Raw genomic sequence first — 19,359 nt, forward strand, 5'->3', positions numbered from 1 at the left:
GTTGCCTAGAATTAGTAAAAACTTGCCCGAACGAGCAAAAAACTGCCCAGCCCCCTTGATTGTTATTCCAAACCAAATACGAATAAATGTAGAAATTTAGCCATAAAAAAACCCGCTAAATTAGCGGGTTTTGAATGTTTAATGTATCTACTAACGATTAGTCACGTAGTGATGCGCCAAACTTGTCTGATACGTGCGCTACGATTGCTTCTACCGCACCAGCGATGTCTGCATCTTCAAGCGTACGCTCAACAGATTGTAGTGTTAGGGCGATCGCTAGGCTCTTCTTGCCTTCTTCTACACCTTTACCTACGTAAACGTCGAACAGTTTCGCGTCTTTTAGGAACTCACCACCTTGCTCTAGACACGCAGCAACGATGTCGCCAGAAGCTACAGTTTCGTCAACAACCACCGCGATATCACGACGGTTTGATGGGAACTTAGAAAGCGCTACCGCTTCTGGGATCACTTTGGTGTTGATCGCAGACCATTCGATTTCGAATACGATAGTACGGCCGTTTAGACCAAATTTACGCTCAAGCTCTGGGTGAACAGTACCAATCACACCCACTTCTTTGCCATCAACAACGATTGCTGCTGATTGACCTGGGTGAAGCGCTGGGTTCGCCGCTTTTGCTTCTGCAGATAGCGCTGCAAATGCGTATGCTTTGTCGTTCGCCGTGAGTTCAAGAACCGCTTCTAGATCACCTTTAAGATCGAAGAAATCAACTGTGTTGGTTTCTACGTTCCAGTGCTCTTCACCGCGAGTACCTGCGATAACACCCGCAAGCATTGGCTCTTGACGCATGCCGTTTTCCGCTGATTCACAAGGGATAAAACGTAGACCGTATTCAAATAGACGAACACGTGGTTGCTGACGTTTTTGGTTGTGGACAACAGTGTTTAGTAGACCTTGGATTAGGCCAAGACGCATCGCTGACATATCCGCAGAGATTGGGAATGGCAGGATTAGTGGCTCAACACCTGGTACAACCAATTTTTGTTGTTCAGGTTCAACAAAGCTGTAAGTGATCGCTTCGTGGTAACCACGGTCAACCAGAAGATTACGAACACGCTTAAGCGGTAGGTCAGCTTCTTTGTGATCATGCATGCTTAGCGCAGCAACTGGTGATTGGTTAGGAATGTTGTCGTAACCGTAGATACGGCCAACTTCTTCAATCAAATCTTGCTCGATAGCAATATCAAAACGCCATGTTGGTGCTGTAGCAACCCAACCTTCTGCATTCGTTTCTACAGCCATGCCTAGACGTTCTAGAATTTCAGCCACATCTGCATCTGCAATGTGGTGACCTAATAGGTTGTCTAGTTTAGTGCGGCGTAGTGCAACTTGGTTTGCTTTTGGCAGGTCTGCTTCAGACTCTACTGCAACCACAGGTGCTACTTCACCACCACAGATTTCAACTAGCAGCGCAGTTGCGCGCTCCATTGCGTTTACTTGTAGTGCGTAATCCACACCACGTTCAAAACGCATAGAAGAATCTGTATGTAGACCGTATGCACGAGCACGACCACGGATGTGGTCAGGGGCAAAGAAAGCACACTCAAGCAGTACGTCTTTGGTTTCTGACGTTACGCCTGATTGTTCACCACCAAAAATACCAGCAATCGCTAGCGCTTTGTTTTGGTCTGCAACCACTAGAGTATCTGCATTTAGCTCTGCTTCGTTACCATCTAGAAGAGTCAGCTTTTCGCCTTGCTCTGCCATGCGAACCACGATACCGCCTTCAATCTTAGCAAGATCGAATGCATGCATTGGTTGGCCTTGCTCTAGCAAAACAAAGTTGGTGATATCAACAACAGGATCGATTGAGCGAATACCACAACGACGCAGTTTTTCTTGCATCCAAAGTGGTGTTTCCGCTTGAACGTTTACGTTCTTAACGATACGACCTAGGTAACGTGGACACGCTGCTGGCGCTTTTACTTCGATAGCAACCGTGTCTTCAATAGATGCTGCAACCGCTTCAACAGAAGGTTCCGTTACGTCAGCACGGTTTAGAACGCCAACTTCACGCGCCATACCACGGATGCTGAAACAGTCCGCGCGGTTAGCCGTTAGGTCTACGTCTACCGTTACGTCATCTAGGCTCAAGAATTCACGGAAATCAGTACCGATAACTGCGTCTTCTGCAAGCTCCATGATGCCTTCTGATTCCACGTCGATACCCAGTTCAGTAAATGAACAAAGCATGCCGTGTGAAGGTTGACCACGTAGTTTGGCTTTTTTGATTTTAAAATCGCCAGGAAGAACAGCACCTACTGTTGCAACTGCAACTTTGATGCCTTGACGACAGTTTGATGCGCCACAAACGATGTCTAGAAGCTCTTCTGCGCCTACGTCAACTTTCGTTACACGCAGTTTGTCAGCATCTGGGTGCTGACCGCATTCAACAACAAGACCGACTTTAACGCCGTTAAACGTGCCTGCTACTGGTAGTACGTCGTCTACCTCTAGGCCCGCCATTGTAATTTGGTGTGTTAGTTCGTCAGTGGTAACCGCAGGGTTTACCCACTCACGAAGCCATGATTCGCTGAATTTCATAGTGATGGACCCTCTGGATTACTTGAACTGTTTTAGGAAACGAAGATCGTTCTCGAAGAACGAACGTAGATCGTTTACGCCGTAACGCAGCATAGTTAGACGCTCAACGCCCATACCGAATGCGAAACCAGAGTATTTTTCAGGATCGATGCCTACGCTGCGTAGTACGTTCGGGTGAACCATACCGCAGCCTAGCACTTCTAGCCATTTACCGTTTTTACCTTTCACGTCCACTTCTGCTGAAGGCTCAGTGAATGGGAAGTAAGATGGACGGAAACGCACTTCGACTTCTTCTTCGAAGAAGTTACATAGGAAGTCATGCAGCGTGCCTTTCAGCTGGGCAAAGTTCACGTTCTCATCAACCAACATACCTTCCACTTGGTGGAACATTGGCGTGTGCGTTTGGTCGTAATCGTTACGATATACACGGCCTGGAGCGATGAAACGGAATGGTGGTTTGCCACTTTCCATGGTACGGATCTGTACGCCAGAAGTATGAGTACGAAGCATCAAGTCTGGGTTAAAGAAGAAGGTATCATGATCAGTACGTGCCGGGTGATCGGCTGCAATGTTCAGTGCATCGAAGTTGTGGAATGCATCTTCGATCTCTGGACCAGATTCAGTGGTAAAACCAAGTTCGCCAAAGAATTGCTCGATACGCTCAACAGTACGAGTTACTGGGTGTAGGCCACCGTTCTCGATGCGACGACCTGGTAGGGTTACGTCGATCGTTTCTTCAGCCAACTTCGCTTCCAGCTCTGCACGTTGTAGTGCATCTTTACGAGCTGAGATTGCTTGTTGAACTACGCCTTTCGCTTTGTTGATCTCTTGACCAGCTTCACGGCGTTCTTCTGGTGGCAGTTTGCCTAGGCTTTGAAGCTGAGTCGTTAGCTCACCCTTTTTGCCTAGATACTGAACACGCACTTCATCAAGTGCGACTAGCGACTGCGCAGCTTCAATAGCGGCACTCGCATTAGCAATGATCTCTTCTAGATGTTGCATCGTTTCCTCATCTACCTATGTCTTTGTCCGAGTCTAGCTTCGAAACAAACCACATAAGCGGTAGTGTCCATAAGCGTCCCGACAGGGATCTTGGGTCTTTAAATAGCCCTACATAGTAACGAATGCCAAGTCTAAATCCAATCGCAAATCACTATTCTCACAGCCTTTGCGTAAATTTTCGGCTTTAATATTGAATGTGATGAATTTCATGCCCATATCATGGCAATAATTCCCCCATAAAGGACGCCATTATGACGGTAAGCATTGCACCGATCACAGCCAAACAAGATGACGAGATATGCCAAATAATCAAAAAGGTTGGCGCAGAATTTGGCGCGGTTGGTGAAGGCTTTGGGCCAGCGGATGCAGAAGTATTGGCCATGAGCCGCCATTACACCCTAGACAAGCGCAGTTTTTATTTAGTGGCCACAGTCAATGGTCATGTCGTTGGTGGTTGTGGCTTAGCGCCATTTAATGATTCAGATCAGATCTGCGAGCTGAAGAAACTATTTTTATTGCCGCAAGGACGAGGCCTAGGGCTAGGAAAACAATTGAGTGAGCAGTGTTTGGAATTCGCCAAGCAACAAGGCTTTATACAATGTTACCTAGATACTCTCTCTTCGATGCATTCTGCCATTGCCTTATATGAGAAACTGGGCTTTGAGCATTTAACTCAACCCATCCAAGGCACTGAGCATGGCGGTTGTGATGTGTGGATGTTAAAAACGCTATAACTCAATCTCACCACCGTTACTCAACATTCAACCAAGCTGAGACTCGATTACGTCCCTCCGACTTCGCCGCATAAAGGGCATTATCAGCTTGCTTGATCAAATCATGAAAAGTTGTCATCTCTTCGTTTCGTTCAGCAACACCAACGCTAACACTGCCACGCCAATAGGCTTTGCCTAAATCTAATTGCAGTTCAGCAATAGACTGCTGTGCTTGGTTCGCTACATACAAGCCACCGCTCTGATCCGTGTTCGGACAAAGTACAAAAAACTCATCGCCACCTAAACGACAAACAATGTCGTCATTGCGAAAATGGTGCTGTAATAACGTGGCAATTTCTTGTAAGACTAGATCTCCAGCGTCATGCCCTGCGCTATCGTTGACCTCTTTGAAGTGATCAACATCAATCATAATCGCCACTAACGGTTCGGATTTTTGCTGAGAAATCTGCCATAACTGTTTGAGATTACGCATCGCGCTGCGACGATTGGGTAATTGAGTTAGTGAGTCCGTCAGTGATAACTCTTCTAACTGTTTGTTGGCTTTACGTAGCTGCTTAGTGCGATCTTCAACCATATCTTCGAGGTTTTGATTAAGCTCTAATAGCGCTTTATTACGTTGTGAAACTTGATCAAAGAGTCCAGTCAAAGCGGCAAGCAATGGTTCAGTACTGCTATCGCGAGATTTTTCTTCTTCTTCATATGCTTTGCGAGCTGGCACACCGCGATCAATTTTTTCTAACTGACGCGACATATTTTTATCGATACCCAAAATATGGTAAGCCAACCAATGGATTAAAAAATTGAGCAATAATACCGCAGCTTGCTTGTTCTGCTCACTGACAAAGGCTTGCATGCCGATAATTTCCGTCATAAAAGCGCGGTGTACTTTGATGTGCTTTTCTAGATGTTGCGAATAAATACCCTGATTTCTCATCAGCGCTTCTTCTTCACGAAAGTGGAATTCAGCATAACGAGATAACTCAAACAAGATGGAGCGAATGTCTTGCATCGCAATGGTATTTTCTGCCACTAATTCGCCATAACGATTAATGATTTCAACCAAAAATTGATGTTGTTCATCCACTTCATCAATGCCGGTTTCATAGCAGATATCCCATTGGAATGAATTCATAAGTGCGCCTTTTGTTACCAAATCTAATTACTTAAGCTGTTAAGTCTACATAGAATTAACCATGAAGCTCATACAAAGTAATGAAAAAGGGAGCTAGATCCGCTCCCTTGGTTTATTTTTTAGCGCTAAATTAGTTTCCGCTGAAATAAGCGACTAAAGACTAGAAATAGTACTCTAAAGACAGCTCAATAAAATCGTCTTGCCGGGAAAAGTAAAGTAAGTCACTTGGTGTTTCATTTTCAAACAACCACGCATCAATGCGCCATTTAAGCGCGTTGTTGATACGACTGGATGCCTCAAGCTTGGCGCTGTACACGTCACTATGGTCGAGATCTTGCGTCGTACCAATCAACACTTCGGTTCCAGCCGCATCATTGAACGCAAATCTTGTCCCAACAAACACGTCGTTCTGACCGATCATTTGCGCATTGTCACCACGGCTGTCGTAAAGGTATTCACTGATCAAACCAATGTCCCAAATAGAATCAAACACCCCAACCCAAGTATATTCAAAACCACCGACAACACCGAGGTGATGATCGTCACTGTCACGATAAATACTTTCCAACTTCCATAGCCAATCGCCAACAATCCCTTGAATATCTAAACCCGCTTGCTTTGACTGGGCATAATAAGGATTCAAGGTGTTGCCATCAAAGCGGTAATAAGGATCTCGATTAGTGCCTTGAAAATAGCTCAAGCCAAAATCCCAATCCCCGACCATCGTACTGTAGCGTAGCGCATAATCGATATGCTTCTGCTCTTGTGATGACTGATAAATCGCCTCATCCGACACCGGTATTAACGGCCTTAAACGTCCCTCTTCTCCAGCAAAAGTGCGCTCACGGAAATAGGGCAATAGTAAGGCGTCCACGGTACCCCACTCTTTTATGACACTTAGATGCAGCATTGGCTGACCAAGTTTGTCTTCGCCATCGACCGATTCAATTGCATCGGTTTGATTGATCACATCCACCAAATGAGCAGACTCGGTGACTCCCCAGAACACTTTGCCGATACCGACGCGCAATTCATAGTCATCCCAATAGGTTAAATAAAGCGCCTCACGGATATCGCCATGAGTGCGCTGTGTATCCATTTCGTCATAGCGATAAAATGGCACAAAGGTAAAGCTGGCTTCTCCCTCTGAAAGATCCCAATACCATTCTGGCTGCAACACCAAAGAACTCTGCCCCTTGTTCTGTCCCTGCAACCCCTGATCAAAATACTGACGATGTTCAAGATTAGTCTGGCCTAAAAATTCAACGGCATGTGCAGGTAACATCATTGCAGCGGTGATAATAAAGCTGGCCATCGCCTTGCCAACAATCGTCATACTTGCTCTCATCGGCGCTCCTACTTAACCCGCTTTAAAATGTTCTTTTGAAAGTCTTTATCTGTTAGACCTGTTTGGAATGCGAGATCGCTGGTAATAAGTTCAGTGCTTTTACCCGATTGATGATTGAGCATCGCCATGCGATGAGCACGCCAGTACTTATTGAGATAAAGCGTGTACTCAGAAAACGTCAGGGTTTTAAGTAACGCGCCACGACGGTCATAAAATTCAATTTTTAACGGGCGATAATGCTCGGTATCGATCCAAGAGATCTGCTTGGTATAGCCCGAATTTTTATCGGTCGGCACCTGCTCTAGCTTGTAGGTGGCTTGACCATCTAATTGCTCATCCCCAAGGTAATTAAAGCGATATTTCTCCAACTCAAATGAGCTCAGATCTTCAAAGGAAAACTCACTGCCCATAAATGGCCCAGATTTATTGCGTGAAGAAATACGTTTTACTCGCTTTAGCGCCGGCAGATAGAGCCACTGATCATCCGCATCAACGATGTGTGAGTGGTTAAGAAATGCCGTTCCTTTGACGTCACGAGGCTCATCAAATATGGTCAGCCCTTTATCACCATCATCTGCAACTTCTAGGTTTTTGAGCCTCATTGCACGGCTACTGCTTTCACCTTGGGCATTTTTTAACACCATATTCATCGTCGCCAATGAATCTCCCCACCCTTCATCGCGCGCTTTACGCTCTTGTGCAATTTCCAATCCTCGCTCAGGGCTAGCATTTACCATGGCAGAACTGAACAAGCCCGTACCCAAAGCCAATAAAAGTGCTGTCGTAATACTAAATGACTGTTTTACTACATGTATTCTCATCATAAATATCCTTATTTCTAACGCGTGCTGCTCAGTGGTTGTGCATTACGTTCTGTTACTACTGAGGCTTGTTTTGACGGCGATGCTGACACTGCATAATCCGCCTTATCGAACTTCATCAACAATGCTGGCAAGAAGATAAAGTCGACCACCAGCGCGATAAAAATCACGATGGCACTGAGCATGCCCATATCGGCATTGAGTCTGAATGATGACATTGCCAGTACTGAGAAACCGGCGACCAACACCACTGTGGTGATCCACAACGCACGACCTACGGTATGAAAGGCATAACGAACTGACGCTTCAGCCGATTGCCCCTGCTTTCGTGCACGCTGATATTTCGATAAGAAATGCACTGCATCATCCACAACAATACCCAGTGTCAATGTCACCACTACCGATAAGCCAAGATTGATCTCACCAGAAATGAGCGCCCACAGTCCAAAACCAATAATTGCAGGGGCAATATTAGGCATTAGACTGATCACACCCAATCGCACCGATCGTAAGGCAAAGATCATTAAGCCTGAGATCAAAATAAGTGTGATGGGTAAGGTGGAAAGCATACTGGTCATGTTAGTTTCGCCAATGTGGGCAAACATCAAGTTAGGGCTCGATGCCACCACTTGATATTGCGGGGCATGCTGAGTGAACCATTGGTAGATGCGATTTTCCAAATCGACCAAACCGACACTGCCTAAGTTCTTCGTCGTCAACACCAGTTTCAGCGACGACTTGTCAACGTTGATTTGATTGTTGAGGTCCAAACCGAACGGCAATGACATTTCATACAAAAGGAGATACTGCGCCGCTAACTCTCGGTCTTGAGGCAGTTGATAATATGCGCTGTCATCGCCATGCATATTTTTATTGAGACGCTTATAAGTGTCGGCAAGTGAGGCTACATGGTCGGTTTCTGGCTGTGCTCTCAACCAATCGGTGAAATCGCCTAAAGTCGCGATAAAATCAGGCGCGGCAATGCCTTGTGATTCACCGGTTTTAATCGCAATGCTGATATTGGTCATACCGCTGATGCGCTGCTCCATAAAGTCAGCCGCTTGACGGAACTCGCTACTGGTGTCGAAATAACGCACCGAGTCATCGTTCACCTTGTTCAACGGAACAGCGGCAGCAGCCAATGCAATCACAGCAACAGAAATCGGTAACAGTTTGGTTTGATGCTTTACGACCAGATTAGCAAGTGAAGCCATAAAGCCCGACTCTGTCTGCTCAGCATTTGCCAACGGTTTAATTCGTATCGGCAAAACTTTAAGTAATGCAGGCAGCAGTGTGACTGAGAGCAAACACGCAATCATCACCCCTAACGCCGCTTCATTGCCAAAATCCCTCAGTACTGGCGAATCCGACATATTCATCATCATAAAGCCGATAGCCGTGGTGATTGAGGTGATGAAAATAGGCAGTGCATTGATCTCTACGCTGTGTGTAATCGCGTCAACTTTTGAATCCCCTTTTTGCATACGCTGGCGCATGGTGGCGATCACGTGCACACAATCGGCGACCGCAAGCGTCATGACTAAGGTCGGAATATTTACGGTGGCAGTGCTAAGAAACATCCCTGCCCAGCCGGTTAAACCTAACGTGGTCGTCACTGAAGCAATAATGATGATTAAGGTGGCAACAACACTGGAGATGGAGCGCAACATCAATACTAGAAACAACAAGATGACACCAAACATCGTTGGCACAAGCGTAGTCGAATCTTGCTGCGCGGCGACCATAAAGGCATTATTTAACGCCACCACCCCTGCTTTATAAAATTGAACATCAGGGTAAAGCTGTTGATATTTTGCAATCAGAGCATCGACATAAGCCATCACTTCAATCGACTCGGCCGTTTTATCCATTTCAGGCATTTGTATCGTGACATTAATCACCGACACATCACCGTTTTGCGAAATCATAGAGTGAACGAGTGCGGGCTCATTAAGTGCGATCTTTTCTGCTCGTTGAATTCGCTCGGCGGTTAACGGGTAGTCTTCATAGAGTAAATCCTCCACGATCAAATCATCTTGCAGCGCTTCGGTATGTTGATAGTTCGCTAAAGAATCCACACGACTAGAATATGGAATTTGCCACGCATCTATCGTCAGTTGCTGGATCAGCGTAAGGTTGGTTTTAGTAAAGATCGTTTGATCTTGTGGAGCGATAACAATCGAAATATTGTCGGATTTAGCGAATGTTGTTTGAATCTCATCAAAGGCCAATAGTTGCTCATTTTGACCATCAAAGAATATTTCGTAATCCCCACGAAAGTACAAATTTTTAGCACCAATCGTCGCAGCGACGATGGCAAAGCTAGTCAATAGAATGACCCACCAAGCAAACCTTGTCGGCCAAGTAAACCATGTCGTTGAGTTTGAACTCTGTGCGTTCATCACACTCTCCATTTGTGACGGTTCGTCAAAAATATTCATTTAAAAACCAGCAAAGGCTGGTTTCAAAATAAATGCTTTGCCAAAAAAACGCATTTCACTCACTTAGCGCAATGCTCTGGCTTTCACATGTCATTTTTTGACGAATCGTCACAGATGGTGATTATAAAAGCCCTAATGGGCTTGACTAACGACCAACGGAAGCAAGGTATTCAATCTCATCTTTAAACAGCTCTTTTTCGACACGCTGCCATGTTTTACGATAATCCCATTCTGTCGAAAGGGGCTGCCAGTTCAGGCCATCGAGCAACATATTGGCATTATGTAATACCGAAAAAGGGTCTTGTAATCGACTAATACAATGACTATTCGAAGCGTTCTGCGCTAAGGCGTTTGAACCAAAAGCAATGGCCCAATTCGCAAAAACAATAGAGTCAGAGCCAATACCTGAAGAGAACTTCAGATCACCCGCTTCTACCGCACTGCTGATCAAACCATCCGCAAAATTAATCACTTGTTCTTCAAGTTCATTAAGTTGCTGAACTCTAGCTGGAGACGCTTTCTCCAATACCCAAGGGCTCTTCGCCATAATGGCGCAAGTAGAAAGTACAGGTTCCATGCGGGCATAAATTCGATAGCTAACATGCAGAGCAATCACTTGCTCTCGTGTATTACCACCAAATTCCGATGAACGCACAAACATCAACGCTTCTGTTCTAAGCGAATGAATGCACAATGCGATAATCACATCTTCTTTGCTGCAAAAATGGTTATAAATCGTACCTTTAGAATAAGGACTCATCGCAGTGAGTTTATCCATGGTGAGATTACTAAAGCCTTGCTCTTGGACCATAGATTTCGCTAATAATATTAGCTCAATCTCACGATCCGCAATTGCCTGCTGTTTTTTGGATAAACCAAATACACAACCCGGCCCTTCTTTTTGCTGTTTCTTTTTACAACTAAAACCAAACATGATTATTGATGCCCGTCTCTGTTTGTACTCCCTGACCTCCGCATTATAACACGGTTCGATCTAACCTCCGAACCTACCTGTAAACTTAAACTATGAACTCAAGCTACTCACTCAAGTGATTAATTAAAATTATGACGATTCGTCATTTATGACACATCGTCACAATATGGGATAATCGAGGCGACTTCAAGTCGATTGATACAAAAAATTAATGAAAATTAACTTTGATATTACAATACAGAATATGAATAAATAGCTGAATCGCCTCCCTCGCACGGGAAGTCGATCGATTATAATGCTAGGAGGGTAAAGAAAAGTGCGTTCTAAACGTAGTAGAATTACCGCTTACACCAGCGAAGATTCTTTCTCATACAAGGCTAGTTGCGTCGTGAAAACACTGGCCCAGGCGACGCGATTACGCCCTGCTCGCTTACATTCGTATAAGGTTCTGTCTGCTGTTGAGAATAACGATTCGACCAGTTCTTCAAACCCTGCGTCACAGCGATGAAGGGAGTCGCGTTGCGCCAATGCCCCGCCAATCGAGACCGTGACTTTACCGTAATCTCCGTTACCCACGTGATCGATCGCTAATTGTTCCACTGCACGACGCAATAATTCACTGGTTCGCTCCAGTTCTTCTCGATCATGACGAGCACAAAGGATGACGAACTCCTCTCCCCCATAACGAAAAGCCATATCAACATTGGTCAGTCGCTGCTGTAATTGACCGGCGACATTGGCTAGCGCGTCGTCGCCTGCCATGTGGCCATAGAGATCGTTATAGGCCTTAAAATTATCGATATCGCAAATCAGCAGCCCAACATACTTACCACGTAACACATTTTGCTGAATATAAGGGAGTGCGGTGCGCGAGTATTTATAACGAGAACCCAAACCTGTCAGCAAATCGGCATCTGATTTAGCGCGTAATGAATCAAGCTGCTGATCGATCTTCATCAACAAGCCTTTATAAGCTCGCGCCAACTGACCAATTTCGTCTTCTCGATGAAGTTCATCAAGCTCTTTCATGGTCTTATAACGCGCGCCGCTATTCATACTCACAGCAAGATTCTTAAGGGGAGCAACAATAAAATACGTCACCCAGTACGCAATACAGATCACCAACAGCAGAGCCACAATCGCCTCAAAGCCGATTTCACGAATAATGTTTTTTTTGATTGCCGCAAGTTTACTAGCATCAAATACCGCCCAAATATAACCGCCATTCTGATTACGTAATGGGATCTCGATATTAAGTAAATAGCGTTGTTCATCTAAAAGGAAACCCTGATTTGTATCGAGCGGTTTAGACCATTCAATCACTTCACTCTGTGCTAAATCCGAACTCTTGAGCAAAGATCTGTATTCCGCTCGTGCATTAAGCAACAGATAATTGAGTTTACGAACTTTGAGCGTATTGTGTGTTTCAACACTTTTGAGCATAGCTTGCAGGCTTGCAACACGGTCCCGGGATGATTGCAGCTCTTGTGGCGTAACGTTTGCTCGCCATACTTTGCCATAAGCGGGAAGATAACGAATGTGAACTTCTTGCGCCGAATAATCGGACATGCCCTTAACCTCAATGAACTGTAGATCATTCACCGAAGCCAAATGCTCCACAATTGATGGAATGGTCAGATTGGCGTAATTCACACCAGCAACCGACGTTGAGAAGAAATGAACTTGAGATTGCAATGCTTGATTAGCAAAGGCGGCAGAGTAGTCAACTTGGCGCTGCCATTCGCTTTCATAGCGGGTAATACTTAAGCCAGCAATAACCAACAGCACCAAGCAAAGATGGGACATAAATAGCATTTGATTAATGCTCAATCTTTTAAATACTGTGCTCATAACGGCTAATCCTAATGGCAAAAGAATGGCTATTTTTCAAGACGGCTGCCAAAAACAGAACAAACACCATGGTGACAAATATCTTTGTACGAAGTGTGGCAGCTAGTACAGTAATCCGACTTTAATGTTGGATGTGTATGACTAATATCCTCCCCTTTGCGGTTATAGCTACCATATATTGGCTCCGAGCCAATGTGCTCCGTGACCCAAATAATGCTAGGGTCTTCAGAAATAGCGACGACTGTTGGTCCATCACTATAAGGACCTCGATTCAGATATTGTTTGATCTTACTAGGATGAACTCGAATCGTCAGGGAAGTGCCTTCACCATTATTTATCCAGCTATAGGCTCGGAATGTTTCTTGAGCAAACAAAGTGGTATCTAGTGGAAGATCACTGTTCTCAGGGTAAAGAATGCTCTCTTTTACGATAGGCCAAAATTGCCAACCGACTGGATAGCTGGCTATCGATTCCGCTTTCACTGCACTCGAAAGCAACAGCGCGTACAACAGGCTAAATAACCACAGTGCTTTCATATCAACCTTAAATACTATCTTCCACTTACCTGCTTAAGCGCAGATAAGATCGTAGCAATGACATATGCAAACAAACACACTAATGGTATGCAATTCTGGCAAAGATTTGTATTTATTTCATGGAATAGCATCGGCTCACTTGCAAGCCTGCGGAGTGATTCAAATTCTTCTGTATCTGTTTCATGTTTATCGAATAGCAAAATGCGCTATTCGCCATCTCAAAACCTAATAATAATCGTATTAACAATCAATATTGCTGATATTTATAGAGAACACAAAATAATGAGATTTGGTGCCACAAAGAAACACGGCAAATTTTAGGCAAAAAAAAACCTCGACATGACGTCGAGGTTTCATTTTTTGGAGCGACACATCGGGTTCGAACCGATGACCTCAACCTTGGCAAGGTTGCGCTCTACCAACTGAGCTAGTGTCGCATTTGTTTGCTATATAAGCTGGTTAGATGGTGCCCCGGGCCGGACTTGAACCGGCACAGCGCGAACGCCGAGGGATTTTAAATCCCTTGTGTCTACCAATTCCACCACCAGGGCACACAAATCTAAATTTGTGAGGCCTTTACTGAAAAGTAAGACACCATCTTGATATCGATTGTTGGTTAATCGCTATCTTAATAATTTGGAGCGACACATCGGGTTCGAACCGATGACCTCAACCTTGGCAAGGTTGCGCTCTACCAACTGAGCTAGTGTCGCAAATTCTCATTTCTTAGCATTAAAATCTAAGAGAGAATGGAGGCGCCTCCCGGAGTCGAACCGAGGTCCACGGATTTGCAATCCGCTGCATAGCCACTCTGCCAAGGCGCCTTCGTGTTCCTTCGAGCTTTGCATTGCTGCGTTCCTCTTGGGTACGGGATGCATTCTACGGATTCGCACAGATGAGTCAACACTATTTTTTGTTTTTTGAATCGTTTGGCTAAATTACAGCCAAACAAGCGTGAATTGGCTATTTTTCTATCAGTTTAAAGCGCTAATCTAATGACTTTACTACTAAAAATGCTTTTTGAGATTAAAAAAAAGCGAACCTAAGTTCGCTTTCAAATTGATCATTGATGCTCTTCAGCGAGCAAGTCGTCTTTAGCAGCCATCAGATACTGAGCCATCGACCAGTAGGTAAGGAATGTCGCGATATACAATGCGCCGTAACCCAGCCAAATCATCCAGTCATCATAACGCCAAATCAAGACCCATAGAGCAAACATCTGTGCAACCGTCTTAAATTTACCAACCCAAGAAACCGCGACACTCGCTCGTTTGCCAATTTCAGCCATCCACTCGCGTAGCGCTGAAATAATAATTTCGCGGCCAATCATGGTTACTGCAGGGATGGTAATCCAAATATTATGATAGTGTTCTGTAATCAATATCAGGGCGGTCGCGACTAATACTTTATCAGCCACTGGGTCAATAAATGCACCAAAACGCGAGGTTTGGCCCAACTTGCGCGCCAACATACCATCTAACCAATCGGTAAAACCAGCCACCCAGAAAACCATAGCGGCCGCGAATGGCGCCCAGCTATAAGGAAGATAAAACACTACGACAAAAACTGGAATTAAGAACAGTCGTAATAGAGAAAGAATGTTAGGAATGTTGAAACGCATATTTATTGGCTCTTATCGTTTGCGTATAGCGCTGTTTACTGCCTAAAAACAGGCTCATATGGTGCTGGATTTTTGTTATTGTTTCAATGCTTGATAAATGTTTTCTGCTAAAGAATGACTTATGCCTGGTACTTTGGCTATTTCTTCAGCACTGGCTCGTTTCAACTCCTGTAATCCACCCATATATTTGAGTAAAGCTTGACGACGTTTAGGACCAATTCCTTCTATGCCTTCTAAGGCACTGGTACGTCTGGTTTTTCCACGCTTGGCGCGATGACCAGCAATGGCGTGATTATGACTTTCGTCACGAATATGTTGCATTAAGTGTAGCGCGGGGGCATCGCTCGGAAGATGAGACTCTTCACCATCGGTGGTGATTAACGTTTCTAAGCCCGGTTTACGTGTCACTCCTTTTGCGATACCAATCAACCTTGGCCGCTTCGGCCAATCTTGCCAGTGTTGACTGATGATTTCATAAGCACGATTTAACTGCCCTTTGCCACCATCGATAAACACCACATCTGGAATCTTCTCAATATCAAGTTGCTTTGAATAGCGACGTTCTAACGCCTGCCCCATCGCAGCATAATCATCGCCGCCCGTTATCCCGGTAATATTGTAACGACGATATTCCTGCTTCACAGGGCCTTCTTGATTAAACACCACACAAGAAGCGATCGTGCTCTCCCCCATGGTGTGTGAAATATCAAAACACTCCATACGCTGGATAGACTCAAGCCCAAGCAGATCCCTCAGTTCTTTAAAACGCTGAGAGATAGTCATCTTATGGTTTATCTTACTGGTCAATGCGGTCAACGCATTGGTGTTGGACAATTTCAAATAGCGGGCTCGTATCCCTGTAGGATTGGCATGAAATTGCACTTTCCGCCCTGAGATAGTTGATAAGGCCTCTTGGAGTGGCGCGACATCCTCAAGTAACCCCTGATTCAAAATGATACGAGTCGGAACAGTCCGAGCTTCATTATGGCTAAGATAATACTGGCTAAGGAAACTGTAAAAAACTTCTTGCTGGCTGGTATTGCTAGGGATCTTAGGAAAATGACTACGGCTACCCAACACCTTACCTTGGCGAATCATCAAAATATGAATACAGGCGATGCCACTCTCTTGGGCAAAACCGAGCACATCCATGTCATCCATGGAATCATCGGAGACAAATTGTTGCTCTTGTACGCGACGAATGGCTTGAATTTGATCGCGAAATTTAGCCGCTTGTTCAAATTTGAGGGCTTGGCTGGCCTGTTCCATTTTACCGATTAAGGTTTCCAGAACTTGCTTGTCTTTACCCTGCAAAAACAACCGCACATAGTCCACCAACTCAGCATAATCGTCATCAGAGATAATGGTGCTTACACAAGGACCGGCACAACGGCCAATTTGATACATCAAGCAAGGGCGAGTTCGATTGCTATAAACTGTATCTTCACACTGACGTACTGGGAATATTTTCTGAATCAAGTGCACGGTTTCTCGCACCGCCCCGGAATCGGGATAAGGGCCGAAATACTCACCTTTTTTCTTTTTTGCTCCACGGTGCATCGATAAGCGCGGATGCTTGTGAGCACTAATGAAAATATATGGGTAGGATTTGTCATCACGCAGTAACACATTGTACTTAGGCAAATACTGCTTGATGTAATTGTGTTCAAGGATCAGCGCTTCTGTCTCAGTATGGGTTACTGTGACATCGATTTTAAAGATATGGCTGACCAGCGCGCGCGTTTTCTCACTATCAATCGTTTTACGAAAATAGCTCGACAGGCGTTTTTTGAGATCTTTGGCTTTGCCGACATAAATAACCACCAACTCGGCGTTATACATTCGATAAACACCGGGTTGGTTAGTCACTGTCTTTAGGAAAGAGACCGAGTCGAAAGGGGAACTCACTACAATGTCTCGGTGTCTAGCATTCCATGGCGAATAGCAAGGTGGGTCAATTCGACATCACCGCTAATATTCAATTTGGCAAACAGTCGATAGCGGTAACTATTGACGGTTTTTGGGCTTAGGCTTAACTGCTCTGAAATGTCAGTCACTTTTTGCCCTTTGGTAATCATCATCATGATTTGTAATTCGCGCTCAGACAAATCGGCAAATGGGTTTTCCGATGCTGGAGAAAATTGGCTTAACGCCATCTGTTGAGCGATTTCTGGTGAAATATAGCGTTGACCGCTATTCACCACTCGAATTGCATTGACCATTTCATCAGGACCAGCACCTTTGGTTAAATAACCAGCAGCACCAGCTTGCATCACTTTCGTTGGAAACGGATTTTCCGTATGAACAGTCAAAACGATAATTTTTACATCTGGATTAAAACGCAGGATCTTTTTGGTTGCTTCTAAGCCACCAATACCCGGCATATTCATATCCATCAATACGACATCAGAATGGTTATTACGACACCATTTTACTGCCTCTTCACCGCTTTCAGCTTCCCCTGCTACGTTCATTCCACGGACGTCTTCAATAATACGTCGTATCCCTGTGCGAACCAGCTCGTGATCATCTACAAGGAAAACACTAATCACACTTGTATCTCCACACTATGTTAATTGGCTCTGCACCCACCGAGGACAGTGGATAACAACTTAGTTGCCTATTTTAACTTAAAAAATGAAATTTATACTACTCCGATGAATATGTGCTGAAATGTAAAGTTTAGCAAGTACTAATTTTTAGTTATGACGCCATAGTAGCAAATATCCTGTTTATCAATGGATTAGCGTCAAGTGTTGAGATAGCTAGCATTTTGAGGTTTTGGTCACTTTTATTTTGTAACAATCATTGAAAATGAAACCAATTTCATTTAATTTGCTGCGGTTGATAATTTGTATTATCAATTCCAAAAACTAACGAGTGACGTTGGTAAAGCGATAACGATTAAGGATATTTTATGAAAAAGCTACTAGCAGTGGCGGCTCTAGCTGCAACACTACCTCTTTCTAATGTTGCAATGGCTGATGCAGACATCGGTTGTGGTCTAGGTACTATGGTTTTTGACGGTAAGTCAGGCAAAGTATTTAAAATTCTAGGTGCGACGACTAACGGTACATCTGGTAACCAAACTTTCGGTATCACTTTTGGTACTCTAGGTTGTGACGGTAACGGCACTATTTCTTCTTCTGAGAAGCTAGCTCTTTTCATCGACGGTAACATGGACAACCTTGCTCGTGATATCGCTAAAGGTGAAGGCGAAACTCTAGCAACACTTTCTGAAGTATGGGGCGTTCAAGCTTCTGACAAAGCAGCTTTCAACGAGCTAGCTCAAGAGAACTTCGCAGAAGTATTCAAATCTGAAAACGTAACTTCTCAAGAAGTATTTGCTAACCTAAACACGCTAGTTGCAGCTGACGCAACTCTAGCGGGTTACGCAATCTAATTTCGAACTAAGTTCGTGATTAAAGTGCCCTCTTTAGGGCACTTTTTTATATCAGCCTCTTCATCACGAGGCTCTGGTCATATTTATATGACCGTGTCTATCGTTAAGTACTTTTGTCTCGAGAGTATTTAGCCATCTACACAATGACCTTTCTACGGATTTGAATGAACTATTCTGTATTATCTAAAGCACTACTCACGGGATGTGGATTATGTGCATCCTCACTGGCGTTTTCAGCCAATAGCCTTAACGTCGAACAGCTTGCCCAAGATCCGTATTGGTTAAAACTAGGCCATTATTTACCAGCAACACTTTCTAGCCATAAAAGTACGGTGGATAACGACGAATTTTACCTCGCCCAAGATGGCTATCGCTCACCGCAAAGTGAGTTACAAGCCACCATCGACGCGCTTTATAATGCGGATACTTCGATAGCCGAGCAAACTCGCTGTCAGTACCCTGCGCGCTATACTTGGCTGCAAAACCAAAAAGGCGAACAAGCGGATCTCAACTGTCCTGAGTTAGAAACATGGCGTGAGGTACTCGACCCAGAAGGGTTAACCTTGGTTTTCCCGACCGCCTTTATGAACAACCCCTCTTCGATGTTTGGCCACACCCTATTAAGAATTGATGCCAAAGACCAAACTCGTCATAAGGAGCTGGTTGCGTTTGCGATTAACTTTGCTGCCGAACCAGAAACTGACGACAACGCAGCTTTATATGCCCTTAAAGGGCTGATTGGCAGCTATCCCGGTCGATTTACTGTCATGCCTTATTATCGTAAGGTTCGCGAGTACAACGACATCGAATCTCGCGATATTTGGGAATATCGTCTGAAATTAAATGAAGCAGAAGTAGAGCGAGTGCTGCTTCACCTTTGGGAAATGCAGCGGGCAGAATTTGATTACTATTTCGCTGATGAAAACTGTTCCTACCAATTACTCGCGTTACTTGAATTAGCACGAGATGATCT

The 19,359-nt window shown here is 44.6% G+C and carries 14 protein-coding genes, 4 tRNA genes and 1 pseudogene; 3 read left to right on the forward strand and 16 right to left on the reverse strand.

The window, feature by feature from the left end; genetic code table 11:
- Nucleotides 1-157: 157 nt before the first annotated feature.
- Both pheT and pheS read right to left on the reverse strand, forming a co-directional pair.
- Entirely contained in the window at nt 158-2,563 is a 2,406-nt protein-coding gene (gene pheT / locus RH86_RS10515; RefSeq protein WP_005594292.1) for a phenylalanine--tRNA ligase subunit beta, read from the reverse strand.
- An 18-nt stretch (nt 2,564-2,581) separates the two neighbouring features.
- Nucleotides 2,582-3,565, reverse strand: coding sequence for a phenylalanine--tRNA ligase subunit alpha (pheS, locus tag RH86_RS10520; protein ID WP_005594293.1), 984 nt, complete (start codon nt 3,563-3,565; stop codon nt 2,582-2,584).
- A gap of 251 nt (nt 3,566-3,816) precedes the next feature.
- Here pheS and RH86_RS10525 point away from each other — a divergent pair, with 251 nt between their 5' ends.
- A complete protein-coding gene (locus tag RH86_RS10525; protein WP_009386167.1) occupies nt 3,817-4,299 on the forward strand; it encodes a GNAT family N-acetyltransferase in 483 nt (160 codons plus the stop codon).
- Here the strand turns inward: RH86_RS10525 and RH86_RS10530 are convergent.
- The 14 genes and pseudogenes from RH86_RS10530 to uvrY form a co-directional block, all read right to left on the reverse strand.
- Nucleotides 4,239-5,431, reverse strand: a pseudogene (locus tag RH86_RS10530) (GGDEF domain-containing protein). The gene RH86_RS10525 and the pseudogene RH86_RS10530 sit on opposite strands and share 61 nt — an antisense overlap.
- A 160-nt stretch (nt 5,432-5,591) precedes the next feature.
- Nucleotides 5,592-6,746 carry a hypothetical protein gene (locus RH86_RS10535; protein ID WP_411572007.1) on the reverse strand — a complete coding sequence of 385 codons (1,155 nt, stop codon included), beginning with the start codon at nt 6,744-6,746 and terminating at the stop codon, nt 5,592-5,594.
- A gap of 41 nt (nt 6,747-6,787) precedes the next feature.
- Entirely contained in the window at nt 6,788-7,603 is an 816-nt protein-coding gene (locus RH86_RS10540; RefSeq protein ID WP_411572005.1) for an outer membrane lipoprotein-sorting protein, read from the reverse strand.
- Between the two features lie 14 nt (nt 7,604-7,617).
- Complete coding sequence (locus tag RH86_RS10545; RefSeq protein WP_009386171.1) at nt 7,618-10,002, reverse strand: efflux RND transporter permease subunit; 2,385 nt, start codon at nt 10,000-10,002, stop codon at nt 7,618-7,620.
- A gap of 184 nt (nt 10,003-10,186) precedes the next feature.
- Complete coding sequence (locus RH86_RS10550; protein ID WP_009386172.1) at nt 10,187-10,975, reverse strand: TetR/AcrR family transcriptional regulator; 789 nt, start codon at nt 10,973-10,975, stop codon at nt 10,187-10,189.
- Between the two features lie 345 nt (nt 10,976-11,320).
- Nucleotides 11,321-12,826 carry a GGDEF domain-containing protein gene (locus RH86_RS10555; protein ID WP_009386173.1) on the reverse strand — a complete coding sequence of 502 codons (1,506 nt, stop codon included), beginning with the start codon at nt 12,824-12,826 and terminating at the stop codon, nt 11,321-11,323.
- A 29-nt stretch (nt 12,827-12,855) separates the two neighbouring features.
- Complete coding sequence (locus RH86_RS10560; RefSeq protein WP_009386174.1) at nt 12,856-13,362, reverse strand: hypothetical protein; 507 nt, start codon at nt 13,360-13,362, stop codon at nt 12,856-12,858.
- A 361-nt stretch (nt 13,363-13,723) separates the two neighbouring features.
- Nucleotides 13,724-13,799 (reverse strand) — tRNA-Gly (locus RH86_RS10565).
- Nucleotides 13,800-13,826: 27 nt separating this feature from the next.
- Nucleotides 13,827-13,913: transfer RNA gene (locus RH86_RS10570), tRNA-Leu, on the reverse strand.
- A gap of 86 nt (nt 13,914-13,999) precedes the next feature.
- Nucleotides 14,000-14,075 (reverse strand) — tRNA-Gly (locus RH86_RS10575).
- A 37-nt stretch (nt 14,076-14,112) separates the two neighbouring features.
- Nucleotides 14,113-14,186 (reverse strand) — tRNA-Cys (locus RH86_RS10580).
- Between the two features lie 239 nt (nt 14,187-14,425).
- Complete coding sequence (pgsA, locus tag RH86_RS10585; RefSeq protein ID WP_005599675.1) at nt 14,426-14,983, reverse strand: CDP-diacylglycerol--glycerol-3-phosphate 3-phosphatidyltransferase; 558 nt, start codon at nt 14,981-14,983, stop codon at nt 14,426-14,428.
- Between the two features lie 75 nt (nt 14,984-15,058).
- Nucleotides 15,059-16,891 carry an excinuclease ABC subunit UvrC gene (gene uvrC, locus RH86_RS10590; protein ID WP_038219568.1) on the reverse strand — a complete coding sequence of 611 codons (1,833 nt, stop codon included), beginning with the start codon at nt 16,889-16,891 and terminating at the stop codon, nt 15,059-15,061.
- Entirely contained in the window at nt 16,891-17,535 is a 645-nt protein-coding gene (gene uvrY, locus RH86_RS10595) for a UvrY/SirA/GacA family response regulator transcription factor (RefSeq protein WP_006712838.1), read from the reverse strand. The genes uvrC and uvrY overlap by 1 nt, the downstream gene beginning before the upstream one ends.
- 365 nt (nt 17,536-17,900) lie before the next feature.
- Between uvrY and RH86_RS10600 the strand changes: the two genes are divergently transcribed.
- Both RH86_RS10600 and RH86_RS10605 read left to right on the forward strand, forming a co-directional pair.
- Nucleotides 17,901-18,386: a DUF3015 domain-containing protein gene (locus RH86_RS10600; RefSeq protein ID WP_005599670.1), complete on the forward strand. Its 486-nt coding sequence runs from the start codon at nt 17,901-17,903 to the stop codon at nt 18,384-18,386.
- A gap of 164 nt (nt 18,387-18,550) precedes the next feature.
- Nucleotides 18,551-19,359 (forward strand): DUF4105 domain-containing protein (locus tag RH86_RS10605; RefSeq protein ID WP_009386176.1); only part of this gene is annotated, 809 nt, incomplete at its 3' end.

The organism is Vibrio sp. N418 (genome assembly GCF_000222565.1).
Classification (GTDB): domain Bacteria; phylum Pseudomonadota; class Gammaproteobacteria; order Enterobacterales; family Vibrionaceae; genus Vibrio; species Vibrio scophthalmi.